Raw genomic sequence first — 21,652 nt, 5'->3', positions numbered from 1 at the left:
CGCCCCAATGGCCATCTGCTTCGCGACTCGGTCGGGAGGCAGAGCTGAGATGGGCCACGTCAACTGTAGGACGCGGTGCCGGTGACGCTCGGTAGGCGATCGACGATGATCGCTTTCGTCTCGCCGAGGCCGTGGAGCTCGTTCATGAGATCTAAGCCGGTGTCACCCGGTCGGCGCCGGCCTCAATCCCCACGCCGGATACGCGGAGTCGGCTCGTCGCCGTCACCGGCCGGCCGCAGGTGACGGCTGCCAACCGGATCGAACGTGGTGGCGCCATCCCGCGCACCGGTTTGCCACACCCGAAGAAGGTCGCCGATAGGTTCTCGTCCTCGTCTGTCCGGAGTCGTCATGCATCACCGGCGCCTTGCTGCCTGGACGGAGCGGTCTGCGCCGAAAGCCAGGTCCCGGTCCGAAATCCCAGAGAGGTCCGGTACAGGTGCCGCCGCACCTCTTCCAGATGACCCGCTCAGTGCAGATCAAGCAAGGTGCGGCGGCCTGTCGCCGATGAGGGCTCAGACGTCCCGGAAGAGACCAGGCGGCCCCGTGACCTGCCACGCTGGGTTGCTGCGCCTCGCTGACCTGAGTAGATGGCCTTTCGGCTGTCTCACGCCCATACCCGTTGATCTAGCCGGAAGTCCCAGCAATGTCCCAGGCGGGGATCTCGCGTCTGACGGCCGATCTCTGTGCCGTGCAAGGTGGGGCGCGGGTGAGTCGAGGATCGGTGTCCCGCGACAGTTGGTCACCATGTGAGCAGCTAACTCTGGAGTGCGGAGGAGTAGTTTCCGGGAGAATCAGCCGGGGACCGCCGCACGCATTCCCACGTCACACAAAGGTGGGGAAAGTGTGTCAGCGCCGCCTTGCGGGATGCCGACGACCTCGACAGTCACCCCTCGCGCTGCCAGGGCCTTCGAGGTCTGGGCGATGGTGATCTGGGAGAACCCGAAGACGGAATCCGGGGTCAGGCTCCCGCGCTTCTTGAGGAGCATCGCAAGGACGATCCGCTTGGGCGTGTAGTCATTCGGAAGCAGGCGTGCGCCGCCACTCAGCCTGGCCACTTTCGCGGTGAAGTCCGCGCGGACCTGGGCGGACTCCTGGAGCAGTTCCACCGCCACCCTGGCCTGGCTGAACAAGTGACTCAGCGGACCGGAACCGCCTGCGCGCTTGACGAGGATCAGGGTGCCGTCGGGCGTGAGCAGATCGCAGATCTCGACCTGGTCCCTGGGCCGGAGAGGGTTGGCGACGTTCTTGGTGTCGAGGCAGAGCCAGTTGGGCCGGTCGTCAGCCACCCTGTTGTTGTATGTGTTCTCCGACTCGCCGTCCGCCCAGGGGGGAAGGGAGACGGAGGGTGAAGGTGAGAACAGCGCCCGCACGGCGGCCTGGCACTCTTCGACATAGGCGGCCCCGGCCTCGTACCACTCACCGTCCATCAGGAAGAACCGTCTGGAGCCGAGCGAGACGCCGGTCTCCAGCCACGTCAGCGCGCTGGTGACGGCGAGAATGTCGGCGGCCCCCGCCCGGCGGTCCCTGGCAAGGATCACGGTTCCCTCGCGCAGCGCCTTGAGGCGTCGGCCGGGCGGTGCCAGTCGGGCCCGGGTGAGCACATATCCGAGGTCGAAGTCGTCGGAGCGCAGGGCACCGGGGCTGTTGATCTGCGTTATGTACGTGGTGGCCTCCGCGTATGCCATGTGATGTTCGGAGGGGACACAGGCGGAGATGCTTCCGTCGGCGGGCCGGCCGAGACGGTCGTCCAGGGCCTCGTCGAGAGCGTCGAGGGTCGTCGGAGCGCTGACCGGGACGATGCGGTCGACGAACTCCAGCTCCTGGTTCGGGATGTCCTCGCGGCAGATTCTGGTGATGGTCCGCAGGTCGGAGAGCAAGGCCTCGGGCTCGACTCCGAGGGCGATCCTCAGTCCGCACCCGCCCTGGGCACTCACGGCCTGTCCGCGCGAGTAGCGCGACCGGGTGAGCGGCAGGTCGTCGAGATATCCGCCCAGGCTGCGCACGATGCGCGAGTGGTCACGTATGCCCAGCAATGGGACCGGGGCGCCGCCCGGAACCAAGGAGATGTCGGTGCGTGCCTGCCCGAGAGACCTCGATACCGCTCCGCGGATCAGGCTGGGGTCCATCTGTCGGATGGCGAACGAGAGACCGAAGCGCTTGTCCTTGAGATGGTCGGGGATCAGCCGATACCCCTGGTCACAGCCGATGGCGTACACCGTGTCGTCGACGGCGAGCAGAAGCACGGCAGCGGTGCGCCGGACACTCTCGCTGACCGTGATGCCGGTGCTGCGCGACATGGGTTCGCACCAAGGGGCCTCGGTGTGCTCCATCCCGCAGGTGATGTACAGGGCCGGGACCCCGAGCACCTCCGGTAAATGCGGATCGGCACCGAGTCTGTCCAGAAGTTCGAGGTCAAGGGCGTACAGCATGGCTTCCGTGGTGGGAGCGACGCCGGACAGCCGGTAAACGGTGCGGACTGCGGTGTTCGATGCCAAGGGGTGCCCCCGTGGACGACTGGGGCCGGGCACGCTCTGCGGCGTGCTGGTTCAGGAGAGAGCCAAGTACACAGTTAGCGTGACATCAGTGTGTGTACGTTGTCAACGTACTCTGACCCTGGAGGTGGGATGCCGGTCCGTGTACGCTGAGGCTATGACGGACAATGCCGCTTCATCGGTCGGCCCCCTGGTCACCGGCGCCGAGATCGCCCGGCTGGCCGGAGTCACTCGGGCCGCTGTCTCCAACTGGCGTCGGCGCTACGACGACTTCCCCGCGCCGGCGGGAGGTGCCGCGAACAGTCCGCTCTACGCACTCGCTGAGGTCCAGGAATGGCTGGACAGGCAACGCAAAGGCCAGGAGGTGTCACCCGAGGTCGAGTTGTGGCAGGCCATGCGGGCCGTCTACGGGGAGCAGATGGTCGTGGGCCTGGCACAGGTTGCCGCGACGCTGGCCGGCCAGACCGGGCCGGGGCTGCCGGACGACGTTGCCGCCCGGGTACGGGAGCTCGCCCGAACCGGATCACCCGTCGACCTCGTCAACGGACTGACTGAACGGTTCATGGACTCCGCTCGGCGTGCCGGGTCCGACCAGGTGACTCCCGAGCGTGTGGTGCGTGCCGTGTGCCACTTTGCTCCCGAGCTGCCGTCCGATGCCACGGTCTTCGATCCAGCCTGTGGAATCGGGGTGCTGCTCCTGTCCGTCGCTTCCGAAGCCGGGATTCTCTGCCGCGGCCAAGAGCTGGATACCGACAGCGCTCGCTTCGCACAGCTCCGCGCGGACCTTCTGGGCCGATCGGGCGTGCACATCGTGGCTGGAGATTCCCTGCGCGCGGATGAATGGCCGGACCTCAAGGCGGATCTGGTCGTCTGCGATCCTCCGGCCGGCGTGACCGAGTGGGGGCGGGAGGAACTGCTCCTCGACTCCCGCTGGGACCTCGGCACCCCGTCCAAGGCCGAAGGGGAGCTCGCGTGGCTCCAGCACGCCTACGCCCACACCGTGGCCGGCGGCCAGGTCCTCATGGTCATGCCGGCTTCGGTCGCTTACCGCAAGGCAGGTCGCCGCATCCGTGCAGAACTCGTACGCCGGGGCATCGTGCGCCAAGTGATCGCCCTGCCACCGGGTACGGCGACCTCGCACGCCCTGCCTGTCCATCTGTGGTGTCTTCAGCGCCCCGAGAGCCCGGGAGGGGCGGACACGCAGCACACCGTGCGCATGGTCGACCTGACGGACAACAGCCCCGACGGGGATCTGGAACCGCGCCCCGACCAGGTTGCCGACGTACCGCTGATCGAGCTCCTCGATGACACCGTCGACCTGACACCGGGTAGCCATCTCCGTTCCCGGCACCGCGACTACCCCGGCGAGTACGCCGCCCTGCGCAAGGAACTGGAGGACCAGATCCGTCGACTCGCCGCCCTCCTGCCCGAGCTGGCAACGGGCGGCGGGCCGGGCTCGCTGGAGGGTGCCACCACCAGCGTCGCGGATCTCGCCCGCGCCGGGCTCGTGGCATACGACGGTCCGGAGCCGGTCTCGGCCAGCGAGCAGCTCGACACCGACTATCTGCAGGGGTTCCTGCGCAGCTCCGCCAACGTCCGCAGGTCCACGAGCGCGAGCGGCACCTACCGCTTTGACGGCAGGGGTTCACGCATCCCCCGTATGGGCATCGACGAGCAGCGTCGGTACGGCTCTGCCTTCCGGGCCCTGTCCGCGTTCGAGGAGGGAATGCGCAAGGTCGACGAGCTGAGTCGGCAGCTCGCCGAGGTCGCCCGTGACGGTCTCGCGGCGGGCGCCCTGGCACCGGAGGAATGAGGACCGAGCAGGGCGGCCGATCAGGCGACGAGCGGAAGGAAGGGGCTCGCGGTCCCGCTCCACGTGACACTCAGGGTCTCGCGAGCCCGGGTGCAGGCGACGAAGAGCAGACAGCGCTCACGGAGCAGGTCGGCATCGTGCTGGAGCGGGTCCGCCTCACGTGGGGTGATCTCACGGGCGAACGGGACAGTGCCCTCGGCGACACCGAGCACGGACACCGCCCGGAACTCCAGCCCCTTCATCGCGTGCATCGTCGCCAGCCGCACTCCCTCGGACCCCTGCGCGACCTGCCCTTTGACCCGTAGCACCGGGATGCCGGCGGCCTTCAGCTTCTCCTCGGCCGTGTCCAGGGCGAGGTTGAAGCGTGCGCACACACCGATCTCGTGCGGCGCGAGGCCCTCGGTGAGGAGGGTTCGGACCCGCTCCACCAGTGCCTCGGTCTCCTCCTGCCGGGTGGCATATCCCCGGACCCGAGGACGGCTGCCGTGGAGCAGGGAGCGGTAGCCGGCCAGCGAGTCCGTCCCCTCGCCCTCGAGCGCGTCGACGGTGACGGGTGCGAGGAGGCGGGCCGACCAGGCCAGGATCTCCTCCGTGGAGCGGTAGTTGACGCGCAGCCGGAAGCTGCGGCCGACCGTGGCGATGCCCAACGAGCCAAGCGTCACCCGGGAGTCGTAGATCCGCTGATGCGGGTCGCCGGTGACGAACAGGTCGTCGGGGCCGAGGGAGACAGCGGCGCGCAGCACCCGCCACTGCGCGGGATGCAGGTCTTGTGCCTCATCGACGACGATATGGGCGTACGGAGCCGGCTCGTCGGCCAGGAGTTCCGCCGCGCGGGCGCAGACGCGCAGGTGCGTGGTCTCGCCGCGGTCGCGCAGCAACTGTTCGAACCGCTCCACGCCGCTCCACACCTCCCGCCGGCGCGCGGGACCGAGACCGATGCCGCGGCCGCGGCGGCTCGCGCCGAGGTAGCCGTCGAGATCACGGAGGTTCTGGCCGAGAACGACGTGCCGGTACTCCTGGGCCAGAAACTGGGCCGTGAACGGCAGATCGCGTTGCCTGACCGCCTTCTCCCACAACTGCCGCTGTTCCCGGTCCCCGATCGGTTTGGGCACGGCCGCCGAGTGCGCGCGCACGACGCCGTTCGCAAAGGCGTCGACCGTCGTCACATCGACCCGCGCCAGCAGCTTCTCGTCTTCGTCGAGGAGCAGGCCGAGCATCTCGCGCAGTCCGGCGGCGAGCGCGTTCGTGTACGTGGTGAGCAGGATGCGGCCGTCCTCGGAGCGGCCGAGCAGATGCTTGACCCGGTGCAGGGCAGCCACGGTCTTGCCCGTGCCGGGTCCCCCGGTGACCTGTACGGGACCGCCGTACGAGGTGCGGTAGGCGACGCGCCGCTGGGAGGGGTGGAGGAAGACGCGCCAGGCAGCGAACGGCTTCGCCAGCATCTCCTCCAACTCCCGCGGCCCGGTGACCAGTCGGATGCGGGCGGACGTGTTGGTGATCACCGTGGCCAGGTCCTCGACCGGTTCGGCGGGCGCGTCGGCGGGGCGACGTACCGCCACGACATCCCGGTAGACCTCTTCCGGGCTGAAGCCCTCGGCGAGGTACTGGAGCACCTCCAGCTGATCCTCCGGCAGCAGAGTGGAGAAAGCCTCCAGTTGAGCCTTGTCCACCAGTGAACGCGCGGCGCGCAGTACTTGGTCATCGATGCCGAGTTCACGCAGTGTGCCGTCGGAGACGTTCGCGAACAGCAGCCGGGAAGCCGTGCGTGCGGCCGTCTCGTACAGCGGTGTCAGCTCGTCCAGGGCGACGGCGTTGCGCACCTCCAGGGCCCGTGTCGCGGAGTTCGCGCTGTACAGACGCTTCGCTGCCCAGGTATAGGCATCGTCGTGCGGCAGGACATTGACGAGGAGGAACATGTCGCTGCCGTCGTCGGGGGCGAGCACGACCCCGCGCCAGAAGTCGGTGATGCGAATGGTGCGCATCCGCGGGTCACGGGCGTTGTGGACGGACTCCAGGTGCAGCCCCTTGTCCGCGTTCAGTTCGGCGGCGCTCATGGCCTGGAATTTCGCCATGGCCCTGCGCACTCCGGCCCGGACCGGCTTCTCCAGGGTGTCGTAACCGTCCCAGAAGCTCTGGGCGAAGGCGAGCCGGGGCATCAGGTCCCTTCCTTTCGTCCGGACGCCAGTTGTCCGGCGATCTCCCGGAAAGCTGTGAGGAGTTGTTCTGGTTCGCGGGAGAGATCGAGGCTGTGCTGGTAAATCCGCACTCCCCGTCCGTCCGGCCCCGCCGCCGTTCCACGCACCTCGTGGAAGCGCTCGGGCTGTCGTCCGGCCGCGTACACCAGGTGCGCCTCGCGCAGACCGAGCACGGTGGCGTACGCGAGCGCCTGGTAAAGGTCGGCGTTGAGGAGTCCGTCGGCCTTCTCGACTTTGTACTTGGCATCGACGACGGCGAGCGGGGTACGGCCGTCACCGGTGCGGACGACCAGGTCGGGACGCATGCCTACGAGACCCGCGACGTCGAGGTGATGGGGGTCCTGGAGGCGCGCGGTCAGGCCGTACGCCCGGAGCGCCTCGCGCAGGGCGACGGTCACGAAGTCCTCGAACAGCTTGTTCATGTCGAGCAGGAAGCCGTCCATGGCGAGCGGGGCGGCCCCGGCCGGCCGGTGCTCCGGCGAGGTTCCGCGCAGGACGGCTTCGGCGAGCCGCAGTGCGGGCCGGTAGCGGGAGTTGAGGCGTGACGGCTGCCAACGCGGCAGTTCCTGCCCCCGTATCAGCGGCGCCGCGTCGGCGAGACGTACACGCTGATGGGCGAGGCGCCGCCGGACGGGACCGGGAACGTCCGGCAGCCGTAGCAACCGCTCGGTGGCGGCGCGCAGGATGCGGTTCTCGGCGGTGTCGGCGGTGTACGCGTCGTAGGCGATCTCCACCGGCGGCGTACGGCCGAAGTGCCGCCGGATCTGCTCGGCCTCACGCAGCCTGCCGCGCACGACCAGCGCGGACTCCTCCACTTCCCGGTAGCCCTGGATGACCCCCTGCCGCAGTGCCCCGTCGATCTGCCGCTCCACGGCGTGCGCGAGTGCGGGGACGATGTCGTCGTACGCGCCGGTGTCGATGGTGCCTTCGCGGCTGTCGCGCCAGGCTCGGGCCGGGTCGAGGCTGAACCCGAGGAGGAAGAACAGCCGGTCCACCGAGGTCTTGGGCATGATCCGTACGACCGGACCTTCAGGCATGCGCACGGCCCCGACCCGGCTGCCCGCCCGCAGCAGCCAGTGCCCGTTCCGGAGGGGATCGGGGGTCGCGCTCTGCAGGATGCCGGAGACGGCCAGAGCCTGTCCGGCTCCGGCGCCCAGGGGGACGGAGACGGCGGGCCCGTACTCGCGCAGCGACACCTCGGCCACGGGCGCGGTCGCGGACACGGTCACGGGTGCTGCTCGCGCAGCGAGTCGAGGCCGTAGCGTGCGGTGACGTCGAGGCCCTCGCCGTAGTGGTGTTCCTCCAGCAGCGGCAGGATCTTCGTGCGCCAGGTCCGTTCGAGGCCGCCGTCGCGGTAGACGCCCGGCTTCATCAGGTACGACGGCCCGATGGCGAAGTCGGCTTCGTCGATACGGGCGTTGAGGGCGTCGAGAAGGCGGGCGGGCTCCACGTCCCTGCCCTCACGCTTCAGCCAGCGCGCGAGCAGGCCGGCGGTCGGTTCGGTGCGCGGGGACAGCTCCACGAAGGCGAAGCGGCGTCGCATCGCCGCGTCCACGAGGGCAATCGACCGGTCGGCGGTGTTCATCGTGCCGATCACGAAGAGGTTGGGCGGCAGCGCGAAGTCGTCCCCGGAGTAGGTGAGACGGACCGATCGCGTCCGGTACTCCAGAAGGAAGTACAGCTCGCCGAAGACCTTCGCCAGATTGGCACGGTTGATCTCGTCGATGATCAGGAAGTGCGGGATGTGCCGGTTGCCCTCGCGGGAAGCGAGATCGGCGAGCTCCCGGAGCGGGCCCGCCGTCAGCCGGAAGGCCACCTCCCGGGTCTCGGGGTCCTCCACGGGCCGGAACCCCTCGAAGAAGTCCTCGTAGGCGTACGAGGGATGGAACTGCACGATCTTGACCTGCTCCGGACCGCCACCGAAGTACTCGGCGAGTTTCATCGCCAGATAGGTCTTACCGGTGCCCGGTGGGCCGTAGAGCACCAACTGCCGCTCATCGATGAGGAGTTCGCGCATCTCATCCAGCCAGGCGCGATCGTGGACGAGGAGATCGGTGGCGAGTTCCTCGGTGATGTGCGGCAGCGACAGCTCGCGTTGCGCCGGTCGTTCCACGGCGGGGTGCTCGCCGGTGCCGCCGGTTGCCGCCGGGGTCGTGGGGTCCGTCTGCCCCGTGAGCCCGTCGAGCGCGTCCAGCACACCGGTCAGATCGACGACGTCGTGCTGGACGGACAGCTTCTGCTGGACCTCCTCCGGCAGATCCTCGTACGCATGGCTCTGCGGCATCCAGGCGACGGTCCTTCGCAGATTGGACAACCCGCCCGGCGACGAGGTCTGTACGGCATCCCCGGTGATCCGCCCGATGTGCAGCCATCCGTCGCCGATGGTGGCGACGGTGTCGCCTATGCGCATCTGCGTCAGGAAGCCGTGCAGTTCGTCGACGAGACCGCGCTTCTGGTTATACGAGGCTGCCCCCTCGTACCCGTCCTCCACGAAACGGCGCAGTGCGCTCTTGGTCGGGTCGGTCTCCTCCAGGGGTGGCAGATGCGCGGCCGCGAGAGAGACGAAACCCTCCGTCAGCCACAGCTGCCGCACCAGGTTGTGCCCGGAGACATTGGAACCGCGTACCAGCCACGCCTTGCGCGGGGCACGCCAGCCGGTGGACAGATAGTCGGCGAGCGGGTGGCCCTCAGCGGTGCGCCAGGACTCGGGGCCGGAGGCGTCGTAGCCGTACACGAGCGCGGCGGCGGCCGAGGAGGAGTTGCACTCGATGTCCCGGTTCGTCACCCAGCGGCGCTCCGCCTGTGGAAGGCTGGGATCGGCGGGAGCGTCGACCAGGCCGCCGCTCGCGCGCAGATCCGCGCGGTTGCGGCGGGCATGGTCGCCGAGTCCGGGCCACGCGTCGGCGGCCACCAACGAGCCCTCCCGCAGAAGGAATTTGTGCGTGCCGTTGCCGCCGAACTCGGCGAGCAGATGCCCGCGCGCCTCACCGCCCTTGGGGAGCTTGATGCGGAACTCGGGTGTACCGGGGAGGAGTTCGGGTTGGGACACGGGTGACCTTCCGGGAGTGCGCGAGGCCTGCGCCAATGACCTCACCCTACCTGTTGACGCCGTCAATTGACCCTCCTAAGTGTGTAAACAAATTCGGTGAATGTGTTGACGGTGTAAACGTGCCAGTTCTAGAGTGCTGGTTGTGCCCGGCCGACCCTTCGCCGGAAGTCCGGGTGCTCGAACGCTCAAGTGGGGGGCACTATGGGTGGAGAGCCGACGGCCGAGGCCAGACGGCGCACGATCGAGGCGGAGTTGCCGTCGGTCATTGAGAGGTTGAGACGATCTGCGTCTCGTTCGGGCCTCGTGAGTCATCGGGCCTTCGCCCTGGAGGCGGATCGGCTCGGGCTCACGAGCGACGAGCAGCAGCGAAGGCTGCGCAATGGGCTCGCCGCTGTTGGTCTTCACGTGAAGCCGTCGCGCCGGAAACCGGGTCGGACCTCCGCAGCGGCACTCGTCGCTGTGCCGGACGCGCAAGCCGCCGGGCCCGTGCCGCCGCCGGGACCGCGGTGGAAAACCGTCCCTGATCCAGCGTCCGTCCCCAGCGAAGCGGCCCGTCGCCTGGCCCAGGCTCGGCGGATGCTGTCCCGCTACGCCGACGCCGACGGCACCGTCAGCAAGCTCGCCCACGACGGTGTCGTACGGCTCCACGGGCTGAGCCCCGCCGAGGGGCGCGAGCTCACCGCCGACTTCCCGATCACCCGTCCCCGCCCGCTCGGTATGTCCGTCCAGGCAGCGGCGGGCGGTCAGATTCGCCCGATGGCTCCTTCCTCGGGTCCGGCGCCCAGCGTTGTGCCCACGAAGGTGCCGACCGGCAAGAAGCGCGTTCGATCCGCCGCTTCCGTCATGGACGAGAGGCTGGCCGAGGCCGTCCGTGCGGCCCGGGCCGTGCTGGAGGAGGATCGGTGGCGCCGGAACCCGGCCAAGGTGGTGCTCAAGGCGGACGAGGAGGTCGGCCTGGCCGTTCTCCTGCGGGGCGGCACGGACGGCCTCAGCCGCGACGTTCCGGCGGAGGAGATCGCGGAGTTGCGTCGTGACGGTGAGCGGTGGCGTGCCTACGAGTGCCTTGTCCGGCACAACCAGCGGCTCGTGTGGAAGATCGCGCTGGGATACCAGGGGCGGGGACTGGACGTCGATGACCTCGTCCAGCACGGAACCATCGGCTTGATGCGCGCGGTCCGCAAATTCGACGTCGACAGGGGCTACAAGCTATCGACCTACGCGACTTGGTGGATCAGGCAGGCCATGACCCGGGCCGTCGCCGACGAGGGCACCCTGATCCGGATACCCGTGCACATGCACGAAAAGGTGAGCAAAGTCGCCGTGGCCGAGCGCAAGCTTCTGGGCGTAGGCCGTCCCAGGACCATCGACAACGTGGCCTACGTCAGCGGCTTGACCTTCGCCGAAGTGGAAGAGGTGCGCAGAATCAGCCGGCCCACCGACTCCCTGGACCGGATCATCGGCGACGACACCGCGCTTGGCGAACTGATCATCGGGCCGAGCCGACTGCCCGGCCCTGACGTCGTGTTGATCCGCAAGGAGTTGATGGCGCGGCTGCGTGTCGTCCTGGAGGCACTCTCCGAGCGTGAGCGGCATGTGCTCGTCCGGCGCACCGGACTCGACGGTGACGACCCGGGCACGTTGGAGGAGATCGGCGTCGTCTTCGGAGTCACCCGTGAGCGCATCCGCCAGATCGAATCGAAGGCCAAGGCGAAGTTCTACGGTCACGCGGCCCGCCACGGCCTGGTGCCGCCGCCCCGCTGAACCCGCGCATACACCGCCGCCCCCGTTCCACTCTCCACTCTCATCCGAAGGACCGCACATGGACCCGCGCCAAGAGCTGGTCGACTACCTCACCCGCCAGCTCGTCGGCCCCGTCGGCGGTGACGACGAGGTGCTCGACGCACCGCCGGACCGGCAGTACCTCATGGGCACCCTCTACCCGCAACAGGCCGATCGCAGGCGCCGGCTCGACCTCGCCGCCGACGACCCCGAGGCACCCGGCGCCGAGCAGGACGCCCCCGACGTGGACCCGGCCGCCGACCCCGTGCCCGAGACCAACAGCTGGCTGCCCGCGTCTCTCGGTATCAGCTTCTACACCGACGCCGTTGACGTCGAGGTGAGCTGTGCCGCCGCCCGCTACGAGACACAGCGGAACGAACCCGGGCGCGGCCGGCGCTGGAAGCGCGTCCCCCTTACACCCGAGACACACACGATCGGCCCTGACCGGGAGGAGGTGGCCGTCCTCGACGGCCGCGCGAGGATTCAGCTGACTCGCCGCGCCTACGGCGCGGGCACCCTCATCACCGTGGCCCTGGTCAACGAAAAACGCCACGACGGTGCCGACGACAAGGCGCCGGACTGGGACGACATGCTGTTCCAGTGCCGGCTCAGCGTCCGCCCCGCCGATGGCGCGGTGCTGCCCTATCCCAGCGTCCGGCTCGCCAGTCGCGATCCCGAGGAACGCGAACTGCGCCTTCAGTACCGGCACGTCGTCACCCATGCCGTCGGCCACGGCTGCGCCGTCCGCGAGGACCGCGGTGAGGACGGCGGTGTCGAACTCCTCACCTGCGAAGCCCTGCCACGCGCCGAGGTGCCCGCCGTCCGGGCCGGCGGCCCGCTCGACGCCCCCGCGCTCACGATCTCCCACCTGGCCGACCCTGCCGTCGGCAGGGACCAACTCCGCGAGGAACTCGCCGAGTTCGCCGCCTCGTACCACGCCTGGTACGTGGGCCAGCGATCCGTCGAGGTGCCGCCCTGGGGCCGCGAAGCCGCGGAGCGGATCCTCGACCGCGTCCGCCAGGCAGTCACCCGCATCGAGGCCGGCGTGCGTACCCTGTGCGACCCCGACCGTCCCGAACTCCTCGACGCCTTCCGTATCGCCCAGCGCGCCATGTTGCTGCAGATGCGGCACTCCGCCCCCGACCAGGCCGGTCAGCGGCGCCACCGCGCGGACCCCATGGCCCTGGATCCGCCCGTCGACCCAAAGGCCACCTGGCGCCCTTTCCAGCTCGCCTTCTTCCTCCTCGCCCTCGACGGCGTCGCCGACCCCGGACACCGCGACCGCGAGACCACCGACCTGATCTGGTTCCCCACCGGTGGTGGCAAGACCGAGGCGTATCTGCTCCTGGCCGCCTTCACCATCGCCCTGCGCCGGATCCGCGGCGAAGGCGGCGGGACCACCGTGCTCAGCCGCTACACCCTCAGTCTGCTCACCACCCAGCAGTTCCAGCGCGCCGCGACCACGATCTGCGCCCTGGAGCACCTTCGCCGCACCGAACCCGAACTCGGCCTCGGCGGAGAAGACATCACCATCGGCCTGTGGGTCGGCGACACCACCACCCCGAACAAGTTCGACGCGGCCAAAGTCGCCTTCGACGAGCAGCGCGCGGCCAGCCACCCCGAGGACGTCTTCATTCTCGACCGCTGCCCGTGGTGCGGCACCCGCATCCTGCCGCCCACCTGGTCAAGCGTCCGCTCCGACTACGGAGTCCGCGCCGAGGCGGACGAGTTCGCCTTCCACTGCACCCGTGACGAGTGCGCCTTCCACGACGTGCTGCCCGTCGCCGTCGTCGACCAGCACCTCTACGAGGATCCGCCCACCTTCGTCCTGGGCACCGTCGACAAGTTCGCCCGGCTCGCCTGGGAGCCCGACTCCGGCAGCCTCTTCGGTGCGGGCACCGGCCACCGGCCCCCGTCCCTGATCATCCAGGACGAGCTGCACCTGCTCACCGGACCGCTCGGCACCACGGTCGGCCTCTACGAGGCGGCCATCCTGGAGCTGTGCACCGGCCCGGATGGTCGCCCGCCCAAGATCGTCGCCGCTACGGCCACCATCCGGCGCTCCGCCGAACAGGTCCGTGCCCTGCACCACCAGGATGTCCAGCTCTTCCCGCCGTCCGGGCTCGACGCCCGCGACAGCTTCTTCGCCGTCCCCGACACCGGCAGCCCCGGCCGCCTCTACCTCGGCGTCATGGCGCAGGGCCACACCGCGGGCCGCGGCGCCGTCGCCACGACGGCGGCCATGCTCCAGGGCGTCCACCAGCTCCCCGAGGAACACCGCGACGACTACTGGACCCTCGTCGCCTACCACCACAGCCTGCGGGAACTCGGCCGTACCGTCACGGCGGCCGGCGATGACATCCCCGCCCAGCTCCGGGGACTTGACGAGGGCGTCGGCGTACGTCCGCTCGGCGAGGGCGACGTACAGGAGCTGACGAGCAACCTGCCGCGTGCCGAGCAGCCCATCCTCCTCGACCGCCTCGAAAAGCCCGGGACGGACCCCCGGTCGGTGTCGTTCCTGCCGTGCACCAACATGCTCTCCGTCGGCGTCGACGTGAAGCGGCTCGCGTACATGCTCATGCAGGGCCAGCCCAAGACCACCGCCGAGTACATCCAGGCCACCAGCCGTGTCGGCCGCCACCAGGTGCCCGGCCTCGTTGTCACCTACTTCAACGCCACGCGCCCGCGCGACCGGTCCCACTACGAGACCTTCATGGACTACCACCGGGCGCTCTACCGCTACGTCGAACCCGCCAGCGTCACCCCCTGGTCCCTGCCCGCGCGCCGCCGCGCCCTGCACGCCGCGCTCGTCATCCTGGTCCGCCACCGGCTCGGCCTGGCCGCCGAGAACCGGGCCGGGCGGATCACCGACCACAAGGAAGAGGCAGGGCGGATCGCCGACGCCCTCGCCGAGCGCGCCGCGACCGCCGAGCACGGCGCCACGGGAGCCGACGCCGACGCCGTACGCGCCGACGTACGAGCGGAACTCGGCTACCTCCTGGACGACTGGTACCGGCAGGCCGGCGCCGCCGCCGTCGAGGGCAAGGAGCTCTACTACCGCAGTCAGGGCAAGGGCCAGCACAACCTGCTCAAGGTCTTCGAGCAGCGTTACGGCCTGTGGGAGACCCTCAACTCGATGCGCAGCGTGGACCGCGAGTGCCAGATCACCGTGACGGGAGCAGGAAGGTGAAGCGCAAACTCCGGGTCCGCCAGGCGCAGACCGTGCTGCCGTTCGGCGTGGGTGCGGTACTCGACGTCCAGGGCGAGTCGTTCGTCGCCGCCGGTATCGAGAGGTGGCCGGACCTCAAGACCCCCGTCCCCTCCGACCGGCTCGCCACCCGACTCGGCGTCAAGGGCTTCTTCGCCGCGCCCCACACCCTCAACGACCGCTACGACAAGGCCGATCGCCCCGGCGTCCCCTATGTGCGCTTCCCCGGCTGGCTGTTCTGCGGCTCCTGCCGGGCCATGGTCCGCTTTCTGCGCGAGCATGAGAAGCCGGGCGAGCCGCCCGTGTGCACGTCCTGCGCCGCAGCACCCCGCCTCACGCCGATGCGGTTCGTCCGCATCTGCCCGGACGGACACCTCGATGACGTCGACTGGTGGTACTGGGCCCACTCCAAGCTCGCGCCCGAACTGCGCGATTCCTGCTCCGAGTCGAAGCGCGCCTGGAAGGCACGCCGGCTCAGCTTCCGCGTCGCCGACCGCGCCTCCGGTCTCGAAGCGCTCTCGGTGCGCTGCGAAGCGATCAGGGAGGGCGGCAAGACCTGCGACGCCGAACGCGACCTGCTCGACGTCCTCGGCCCCCAGGGCGGACACTGCTCGGGCCGCAACCCCTGGCAGCACTGGGATGCGAGGGCTTCCTGCGGCCAGCAGGTGCACAACGTGCAGCGCACCGCCGGAAACGTCTACTACCCGGTCGTCTACTCGGCCCTCGACATCCCCCAGACCGCCGAAGCACCGCGTGCGGAGCGGAACATGGCGGAGACCGTCCTGGACCACGGCTACTGGACGAACCTGATCGACGCGCTCGGCACGCCCAGGGCCGACACCTTCCGCGGCATGATCAAAGAGGACACTGACGCCCCGGACAGCCTCATCGACCAGCTCGTCGCGGAGGCCACAGGTGCCCCCTCGCCGCCGCCCCTCGACCGGCAGGACTCCGGCAAGTCCGGAAAGATCGACCTGAGCCGCGACGAGTGGTACGCCTTCGACGCCGTGCAACTCCCGGAACCCACAACGGAGTTCGCGATCCGCCGCGGCGGACTCGGACTCGACGGAGAGAAGGAGGAACCCTGGGCCACGCTTGATGCGCACATAGGCGGCATCGTCCTGGCCGACCGCCTCCGCGAGGTCCGTGCCCTGACCGGCTTCCGCCGCCACTCCCCGGGCGGCACCCTCGTACCCGCCGACACCAGCGGCCGTCTGCGCTGGCTGCCCGCGACCGAGGTCTACGGCGAGGGCATCGTCCTCACCCTCGACGAACAGCGCCTCACCGCCTGGGAGAACGACCCCCGCGTACGGGCCCACGTCCGCGGTGTCCGTACGGACCTCGACGCGTCGTTCCGCGACGAACAGCTCGCCGAGACGACCGGCAGCGAACTCTCGCCCCGCTTCCTGCTCCTGCACACCGTCGCCCACCTCCTCATCCGCCAGCTCTCCTTCGACTCCGGCTACACCACCGCCAGCCTGCGCGAGCGCGTCTACGGCCGCCCCGAGTACGGCCAGCACGGACTGCTGATCTACACGGCCGCCGGCGACGCGGAGGGCACTCTCGGTGGCCTGGTCCGGCAGGGTGAGGCACCGCACTTCGCCGAGACGCTCATCCGGATGCTGGAGGCGGCCGCCTGGTGCTCCGCCGATCCGCTGTGCGCCGAGCACACCGGCCAGGGCTTCGGCAACCTCAACCGGGCCGCCTGCCACGCCTGCACCCTGCTGCCCGAGACGAGCTGCCAGACCGGCAACACCCTGCTCGACCGTGCCCTGGTCGTCGGCTCCGCCCGCGTGCCCGGCTACTTCACCGACGTCCTCACCGCGAGCCGCGAGTCCGCCGCCGCCATCGCCCAGGGATGACACCCATGACCACCGCGAACACGCCCGTGCTCAACCCCGACCTCACCCCGGCCCAGCGCGACTGCCTGGACGCCCTGCCACTGACCGGCAACCACGTCGTCAGCGGCCCGCCCGGCAGCGGCAAGAGCCTGCTCGCCGCACACCGCGCCGTCCACCTCGCCCTCACCGGCCGCCCCACCCTGCTGCTGTCGCGCTCCAACCTCCTGCGCCAACTCCTGGACGGCACGCTCCAGGGCCTCACGGTCCCGGGCACTCCAGTCGAGGCCGCCACCGTTCACGGCTGGATCCTGCGCCACTTCGGATACGGCGCACCGCGCACCCAGGACGGCTGGTTCGACTGGGCGGCCCTCACCCAACAGGCTGCCGCCGCCCTCGGCGAGAACGAGGCGGCCACCCTCACCTCGTCGTCGACGAGGGCCAGGACCTGTCGCCGGGCTTCTACCGGATGGCACGCCTCGCCGCGGCTTCCGTGACGGTCTTCGCCGACGAGTGCCAGCGCCTCACGGAAACGAACTCCACCCTCACCGAGATCACCGACGCTCTCGGCCGCTTCACGGGGCGGGTCGAGATCGCCGGGAACCACCGCAACAGCCGCGAGATCGCCTCCCTCGCGGAGCACTTCCGCACGGGCGGGGCCCGCCCTGAAATCCCCGTCCGGAGCGGGACGCTGCCCGCGATCCGCCACTACTCCGGCACCAAGGACCTCGCCGACGACATCGCCGCCCTGGCGGCCCGGCACCCGCGGGACCGCATCGGCGTCATCGTCAACTCCCTGCGTACGGCTGCCGACCTGATGCGCCGCCTGGAACGCGCCGGCCTCGCCCACGAACCCCAGCTCTACAGCTCGGAGGCCTCGTCCGGCCGCTATCGCGACCTCGACCTCGCCCGACCCGGCGTCGTGCTCGTCCACCGCGCCAGCGCCAAGGGCCTCGACTTCGACACCGTCGTCATCGCCGACGCGGAGTCAGACTCCGCCACCGACCCAACGGCGGCGACCCTGCGCATGGCGTACTACGTCATGATCACCCGTGCCCGGGAGCGATTGGTGCTGGGCTGGCAGGGCAGTCGGCTGCCGCGGCATCTGGAGGGGCTGCACGGGTGGGTGCACGTGCGGTGATGGCGCGACTGAGGCTACGAGCATGTTGGAAAACAAGGGGAGACGATGACTGACGACCGCAAGACGACCGTGCCCGTGTGGACGCTGGCGACTGCTGACGTCCGGGTGCCAGGGCTGACCGCGGGCGAGTCGATGACGGCTGAGCGCCTGGCTGAACTGCGCGGAGTGCTGGCCGTCCTGGCCGACGAGCCGATCGTCACACTTGAGGTGCATCCGCTGCCCGGCAAGATCGACCGCGGCCGTGGCATCCCGCTCGACGCCGTGAGTCCCTTGGCGCAGCACCTGTCGCAGTTCATCACGCAATCGGCGCGAAGTTCCCTTACGGCGGCCAGGGCGACCGCTTCCGGCGAGGGCCTGTATCGCATGGTGGTCCCGGCGAAGGTCGCCGCCCAGTTCGGGCAGGGCCTCGTCCGCCCGATGGTGGCAAAGGGGGCGGCCGGTGGCATCCGCGGTCCGCTCGTGGACACAGCGGGCAGAATTGCCGGCGGCGCGAGGTTCGTGCCGGTCGGTGGAGCGGCCACTGCAGGTGCAGCAGGTGGAGCCGGTGCAACGGCCGGTGCCGCGGTCGCCGGGGGCACGGCGCTCACCGTCGCTGCTCCGCTCGTGCTCATGGCCGTGGCGGTGGGGGTGAGCGCGCACGCCGACCACAAGCGTCAGCAGGCCATCGAGCACATCACGGAACTGCTGGAGCAACTTCAGGAGGACAGGCTCGACGACGAGCACAGTGCACTCAACGGCTGCCGTGCCGCCATCGACAAGGCCACGGCCCTCCTGCTCGATCAGGGCAAGCTCGGTGTCTCGCTGGGACTCGACTCGGCGGTGCACACCATCGACACGGCGCTGAGTAAAGCCGAACTTCGTCTGGCCCGATGGCAGAGTGCGCTCGACAGACTGCCCGAGGGCGAGGCCGTCGAACTCGGCACGCTGACCAAGTCGTTCCCCGGCGTCGACGACGACGGCGGCATGTTCCGTACCCACCTCGAACTCGCCTCCCTGGCCATCGCGCTGATGCGGCGGGTCGTCGTCCTCCAGGCCGTCGAGCACGCCCAGAGCGACCCCGGCAATCCGTTCGAGAACTTCACCCGCGCACTCAAGCGCGATCAGCAGCGCCTCGACGAACTGGAGTCGAGTATCGCCGGTGTCCTGGTACGCCTGTCGGCCCTGGAGTTGGCACGCCCGAACGGTTTGCGACCCGTCTTCACGACTGGTGAAGTCGATCGCCTGATGAGCGCGGCCCACCGGATTCACCAGCTGGGCGACGGCGTCACGGTCAACAGTCGCACGGCAGACGTGGCGATTGAGATTGCCCGCGACAAGGACGGCTCGGTGGTCGTGTTCCCTGCGCTGCCCGTGCAGGCGTAAGCGAGCGCGACTGGGTGGACCAGGGTGACCGACGTCAGGCGGTTGCAAGTTCCGGGATCACGAAGATTTGCCCTGCCCAGGGTGAACTGCGCAGCTTCGGGCACTGCCACGGCGATGCCGTGGCCTTCCGACTGCGTCGCACGAAAACGCACCTCCGGCAGAAGGGCCTGAGGCCCCTCGGGGCGTGCGGTACAGGGCCGAACAGGCCCTGCACCGAGCCGGATTCCGACGTCTGTCACCGCTTGGACGGCAGGACGCTCCCGCCGGCAGAAGAGGGGGTGCGCACCTCCGCGAACTGGCCACGGCCTTGTTCGGCGAGGCGTCCGAGGCGTACGAGCTGGCTGTCCTGGGCCGCCTGGTCGCCCTGCTCCACCGCGCTGCGTAGCGCGTCACGTGCAGCAAGGATTTCCTTGCGCAGGGTCGCCGGATATGCGTCCTGTTCGGCCAGGCGAATGGTCAGGAGGGAGGTGCGGACTGCGGGATCGAGTGTGGTCCAGAGATCCTCCGCCCGCTCGGTGCCCGCCCGCAGTGCATCCGTGTCCATCGCCCTTCGTGCGTCCAGCACCGCCTCTGCCGCAGCTCTCAGGTCCTGTAGGAGTGCAGGCGGCAGCAGGCCGCGCCCGCTCCGGGAGGCGATGCTCGCGTGCGCCTGCGCGGCTCGGGCCCGCTTGGACAACTCCAGGGTGTCACGCGCGGAGTTCAGAAGTCCGTCCAGGGAACGTCCTGCGGTCTCTCCTCGGGCGAGCGCCGCCAGGTCCGACTCGGCTTCGTCCAGGGCGTCGCGTTCGGCCGGGGTGAGTTCGTCCTCGAAATCGGCCAGAAAGCGGCTGTACCGGTCGCGGAGTTCGGCTGCCTTCCGTCCGACGGCTGCGGAGATCATGCTGCGCCGCAGCTCCTTGCCTTGCCAGTCGCCGGAGCCGATCCGGTACTGCAACGCGATGGTCCGGTCGGCGTCGAGCTTCGCCTGAACGGTGAGCGGTACGGCACCGCGGAGTCCGTCGGTGCGTTCCTCGACGAAGCCTCCGCAGAACTCGTTGCGCTGCGCCGAGCGCAGGTGCGGTCCCTCCCAGAGATGGAACCGCACCGATGCGCCGCTGTCGCTGCGTACCGCGAGGTCGTCCACCCGGTGCCATTCGGTCGGGTAGTGGGTGCCGGCGGGGAAGAGGACCTCGACCGTGCCGTCCTCCAGCTCAAGCCCGATGTGCTGCGCCGTGACCTGCTGGGGAGGAGCGGTGCCGAAGTCGCCGCCACAGAACGAGCAGGCGCTGAGCCCGGGGGCGTTGACCATTCCGCAGCCGGGGCACTTGAGTCCGCCCATGTCCAGAGGCGCGTCGCAGTCGAGGCAGGCCGTGGCGGAGGCGGGGTTGTCGGCGCGACCGCACTCCGGGCACTCCGTGCGCGTGGCAGCCGGAGCGGGTGCCCGCAGCCCGGACAGGTCCGTGGCGCACACGGGGCAGGCGGCGGTGAGTTCGGGGGCGGGAACGTGGCAGCCCGGGCAGTCCACCGTGGCAGGGCCGAGCAGCGGGGTGTCACAGGCCGGGCAGACGTCCTCGGTGACGGGAATCCCCTCGATGGTGCAGGTCTCGGCAGGGCAGTCGAGCGTGTCGAGCAGACCGGCCTCCACGGCGGCGCCGTGGGCGACGGCCATCATCGGATCCACCGCGTCCGACACCGTGCCCTCGCCGAAGATCTCCTGAAGGTCGCGCCGGACGGCCGGGACACGGGTGGAGCCACCGACCAGGAGAACCCGCTGAATGTCCGCGGGCAGCGCGTCGTTCTGCGCCAGCACCGCCTCGACCGTGTCCCGCATCCGGCTCAGGTGACCGGTGAGGAGCTGCTCGAAGTCGGCGCGCCGTACCGTGCCCGACCAGGATCCGCCCTGGCGGCCGAGCGGAGCGAGGGTCACGTCAGAGGTGTCCCGCGCGGACAGTTCGACCTTCGCGCGCTCGGCGGCGGCCCGGATCCGGGATGCGTCGTGCTCACCGCTGTGGTCCCGTCCACCGAGCCGCTCACGCAGGTGGCCGTCCAGCAGTACGTCGAAGTCGGCGCCGCCGAGGAGGTTGTCCCCGTCCAGGGTGCCCACCGAGAAGTAGCCGGGACCGATCGTCAGGAGGGACACGTCGAAGGTGCCGCCGCCCAGGTCGAAGACGAGCACGGTGGCGTAGTCCGTGGTGCCGTCCTCACCCGACATGACACCGAAGGCGTGCGCGGCGGCCGTCGGTTCCTCCACGATCCGCGCCACATGGAAACCGGCCAGCCGTCCGGCCTCGCGGACCGCGTGGAACTGCGGTTCGGCGAAGTACGCCGGTACGGTGATCACCGCCCGCCGGAACGGTACTCCCGCGGCGTCCTCGGCGTCCTTCTTCAGCCGCCGCAGCAGGATCGCGGAGACCTGCACGGGGGAGAGGTAGTGGTCACCGAGCAGGATCTCCACCGAGCCGTCGGCACCGGCCCGCACGGGCGGAGCGTCGTCGGGCCGTGCCTTGAGTGCCTGCTGTACGAGTTCGTCGTCCCAGCGCCGCCCGATCAGCCGCTTGACCTCTGTGATCACGGAACGGGGGACCCCCGCACGCCAGTTGAGGGCCTCCTGCCCCACCAGCAGGGCGCCGCGGGAGTCGATCCCCACGGCGGACGGGGTGGCCGGCTCGCCCTGCCGATTGGGCAGCACGGCGGGGACACCGTCGCGCAGCCAGGCCGTGACGGAGTTGGTGGTGCCGAGGTCGATACCAAGAGTCCGGTGCATGGAAGGGTGCTTCCTGATCGTCGTGGAGCGGC

The 21,652-nt window shown here is 69.8% G+C and carries 12 protein-coding genes; 7 read left to right on the top strand and 5 right to left on the bottom strand.

Annotated features, from left to right (window positions below; genetic code table 11):
- Positions 1-791: 791 nt before the first annotated feature.
- Positions 792-2,495 carry a TIGR04141 family sporadically distributed protein gene (locus tag OHO27_RS09645; protein WP_328422250.1) on the bottom strand — a complete coding sequence of 568 codons (1,704 nt, stop codon included), beginning with the start codon at positions 2,493-2,495 and terminating at the stop codon, positions 792-794.
- Positions 2,496-2,649: 154 nt separating this feature from the next.
- On the opposite strand from OHO27_RS09645, the gene OHO27_RS09640 reads away from it, so the two are divergent.
- A complete protein-coding gene (locus tag OHO27_RS09640) occupies positions 2,650-4,305 on the top strand; it encodes an N-6 DNA methylase (RefSeq protein WP_328422248.1) in 1,656 nt (551 codons plus the stop codon).
- Positions 4,306-4,325: 20 nt separating this feature from the next.
- Here OHO27_RS09640 and OHO27_RS09635 read toward each other — a convergent pair whose 3' ends face one another.
- Genes OHO27_RS09635 through OHO27_RS09625 form a run of 3 tightly spaced genes read right to left on the bottom strand, consistent with a single transcriptional unit; the run spans position 4,326 to position 9,549 of the window.
- Complete coding sequence (locus OHO27_RS09635; RefSeq protein ID WP_328422246.1) at positions 4,326-6,461, bottom strand: UvrD-helicase domain-containing protein; 2,136 nt, start codon at positions 6,459-6,461, stop codon at positions 4,326-4,328.
- On the bottom strand, positions 6,461-7,729 hold the full coding sequence (locus tag OHO27_RS09630; protein ID WP_328422244.1) for an McrC family protein: 1,269 nt from the start codon (positions 7,727-7,729) through the stop codon (positions 6,461-6,463). Before OHO27_RS09630 ends, OHO27_RS09635 begins: the two co-directional genes overlap by 1 nt.
- Positions 7,726-9,549 carry a DUF4357 domain-containing protein gene (locus OHO27_RS09625; RefSeq protein ID WP_328422242.1) on the bottom strand — a complete coding sequence of 608 codons (1,824 nt, stop codon included), beginning with the start codon at positions 9,547-9,549 and terminating at the stop codon, positions 7,726-7,728. The genes OHO27_RS09630 and OHO27_RS09625 overlap by 4 nt, the downstream gene beginning before the upstream one ends.
- 576 nt (positions 9,550-10,125) lie before the next feature.
- Between OHO27_RS09625 and OHO27_RS09620 the strand changes: the two genes are divergently transcribed.
- From OHO27_RS09620 to OHO27_RS09595, 6 genes are read left to right on the top strand one after another with little or no spacing between them, the layout of a single operon-like run.
- The gene (locus tag OHO27_RS09620; protein ID WP_328422240.1) at positions 10,126-11,310 is read left to right on the top strand and encodes a sigma-70 family RNA polymerase sigma factor; all 1,185 of its coding nucleotides are present in this window, start codon (positions 10,126-10,128) and stop codon (positions 11,308-11,310) included.
- A 58-nt stretch (positions 11,311-11,368) separates the two neighbouring features.
- Positions 11,369-14,518 (top strand): helicase-related protein, encoded by a 3,150-nt coding sequence (locus OHO27_RS09615; RefSeq protein ID WP_328422238.1) that lies wholly within the window; start codon positions 11,369-11,371, stop codon positions 14,516-14,518.
- A complete protein-coding gene (locus OHO27_RS09610) occupies positions 14,515-16,398 on the top strand; it encodes a DUF1998 domain-containing protein (RefSeq protein WP_328422236.1) in 1,884 nt (627 codons plus the stop codon). The genes OHO27_RS09615 and OHO27_RS09610 overlap by 4 nt, the downstream gene beginning before the upstream one ends.
- Before the next feature lie 5 nt (positions 16,399-16,403).
- Positions 16,404-16,871, top strand: coding sequence for a hypothetical protein (locus OHO27_RS09605; RefSeq protein WP_328422234.1), 468 nt, complete (start codon positions 16,404-16,406; stop codon positions 16,869-16,871).
- A complete protein-coding gene (locus tag OHO27_RS09600; RefSeq protein ID WP_328422232.1) occupies positions 16,844-17,515 on the top strand; it encodes a hypothetical protein in 672 nt (223 codons plus the stop codon). The genes OHO27_RS09605 and OHO27_RS09600 overlap by 28 nt, the downstream gene beginning before the upstream one ends.
- 45 nt (positions 17,516-17,560) lie before the next feature.
- Positions 17,561-18,877, top strand: coding sequence for a hypothetical protein (locus OHO27_RS09595; RefSeq protein WP_328422230.1), 1,317 nt, complete (start codon positions 17,561-17,563; stop codon positions 18,875-18,877).
- Between the two features lie 235 nt (positions 18,878-19,112).
- Here OHO27_RS09595 and OHO27_RS09590 read toward each other — a convergent pair whose 3' ends face one another.
- Entirely contained in the window at positions 19,113-21,620 is a 2,508-nt protein-coding gene (locus tag OHO27_RS09590) for an Hsp70 family protein (protein WP_328422227.1), read from the bottom strand.
- Positions 21,621-21,652: the final 32 nt, after the last annotated feature.

This window comes from Streptomyces sp. NBC_00443 (assembly GCF_036014175.1).
Classification (GTDB): domain Bacteria; phylum Actinomycetota; class Actinomycetes; order Streptomycetales; family Streptomycetaceae; genus Streptomyces.
Note: the sequence above shows the minus strand (reverse complement) of the source record. Positions and strands in the feature narration are given on the sequence as shown.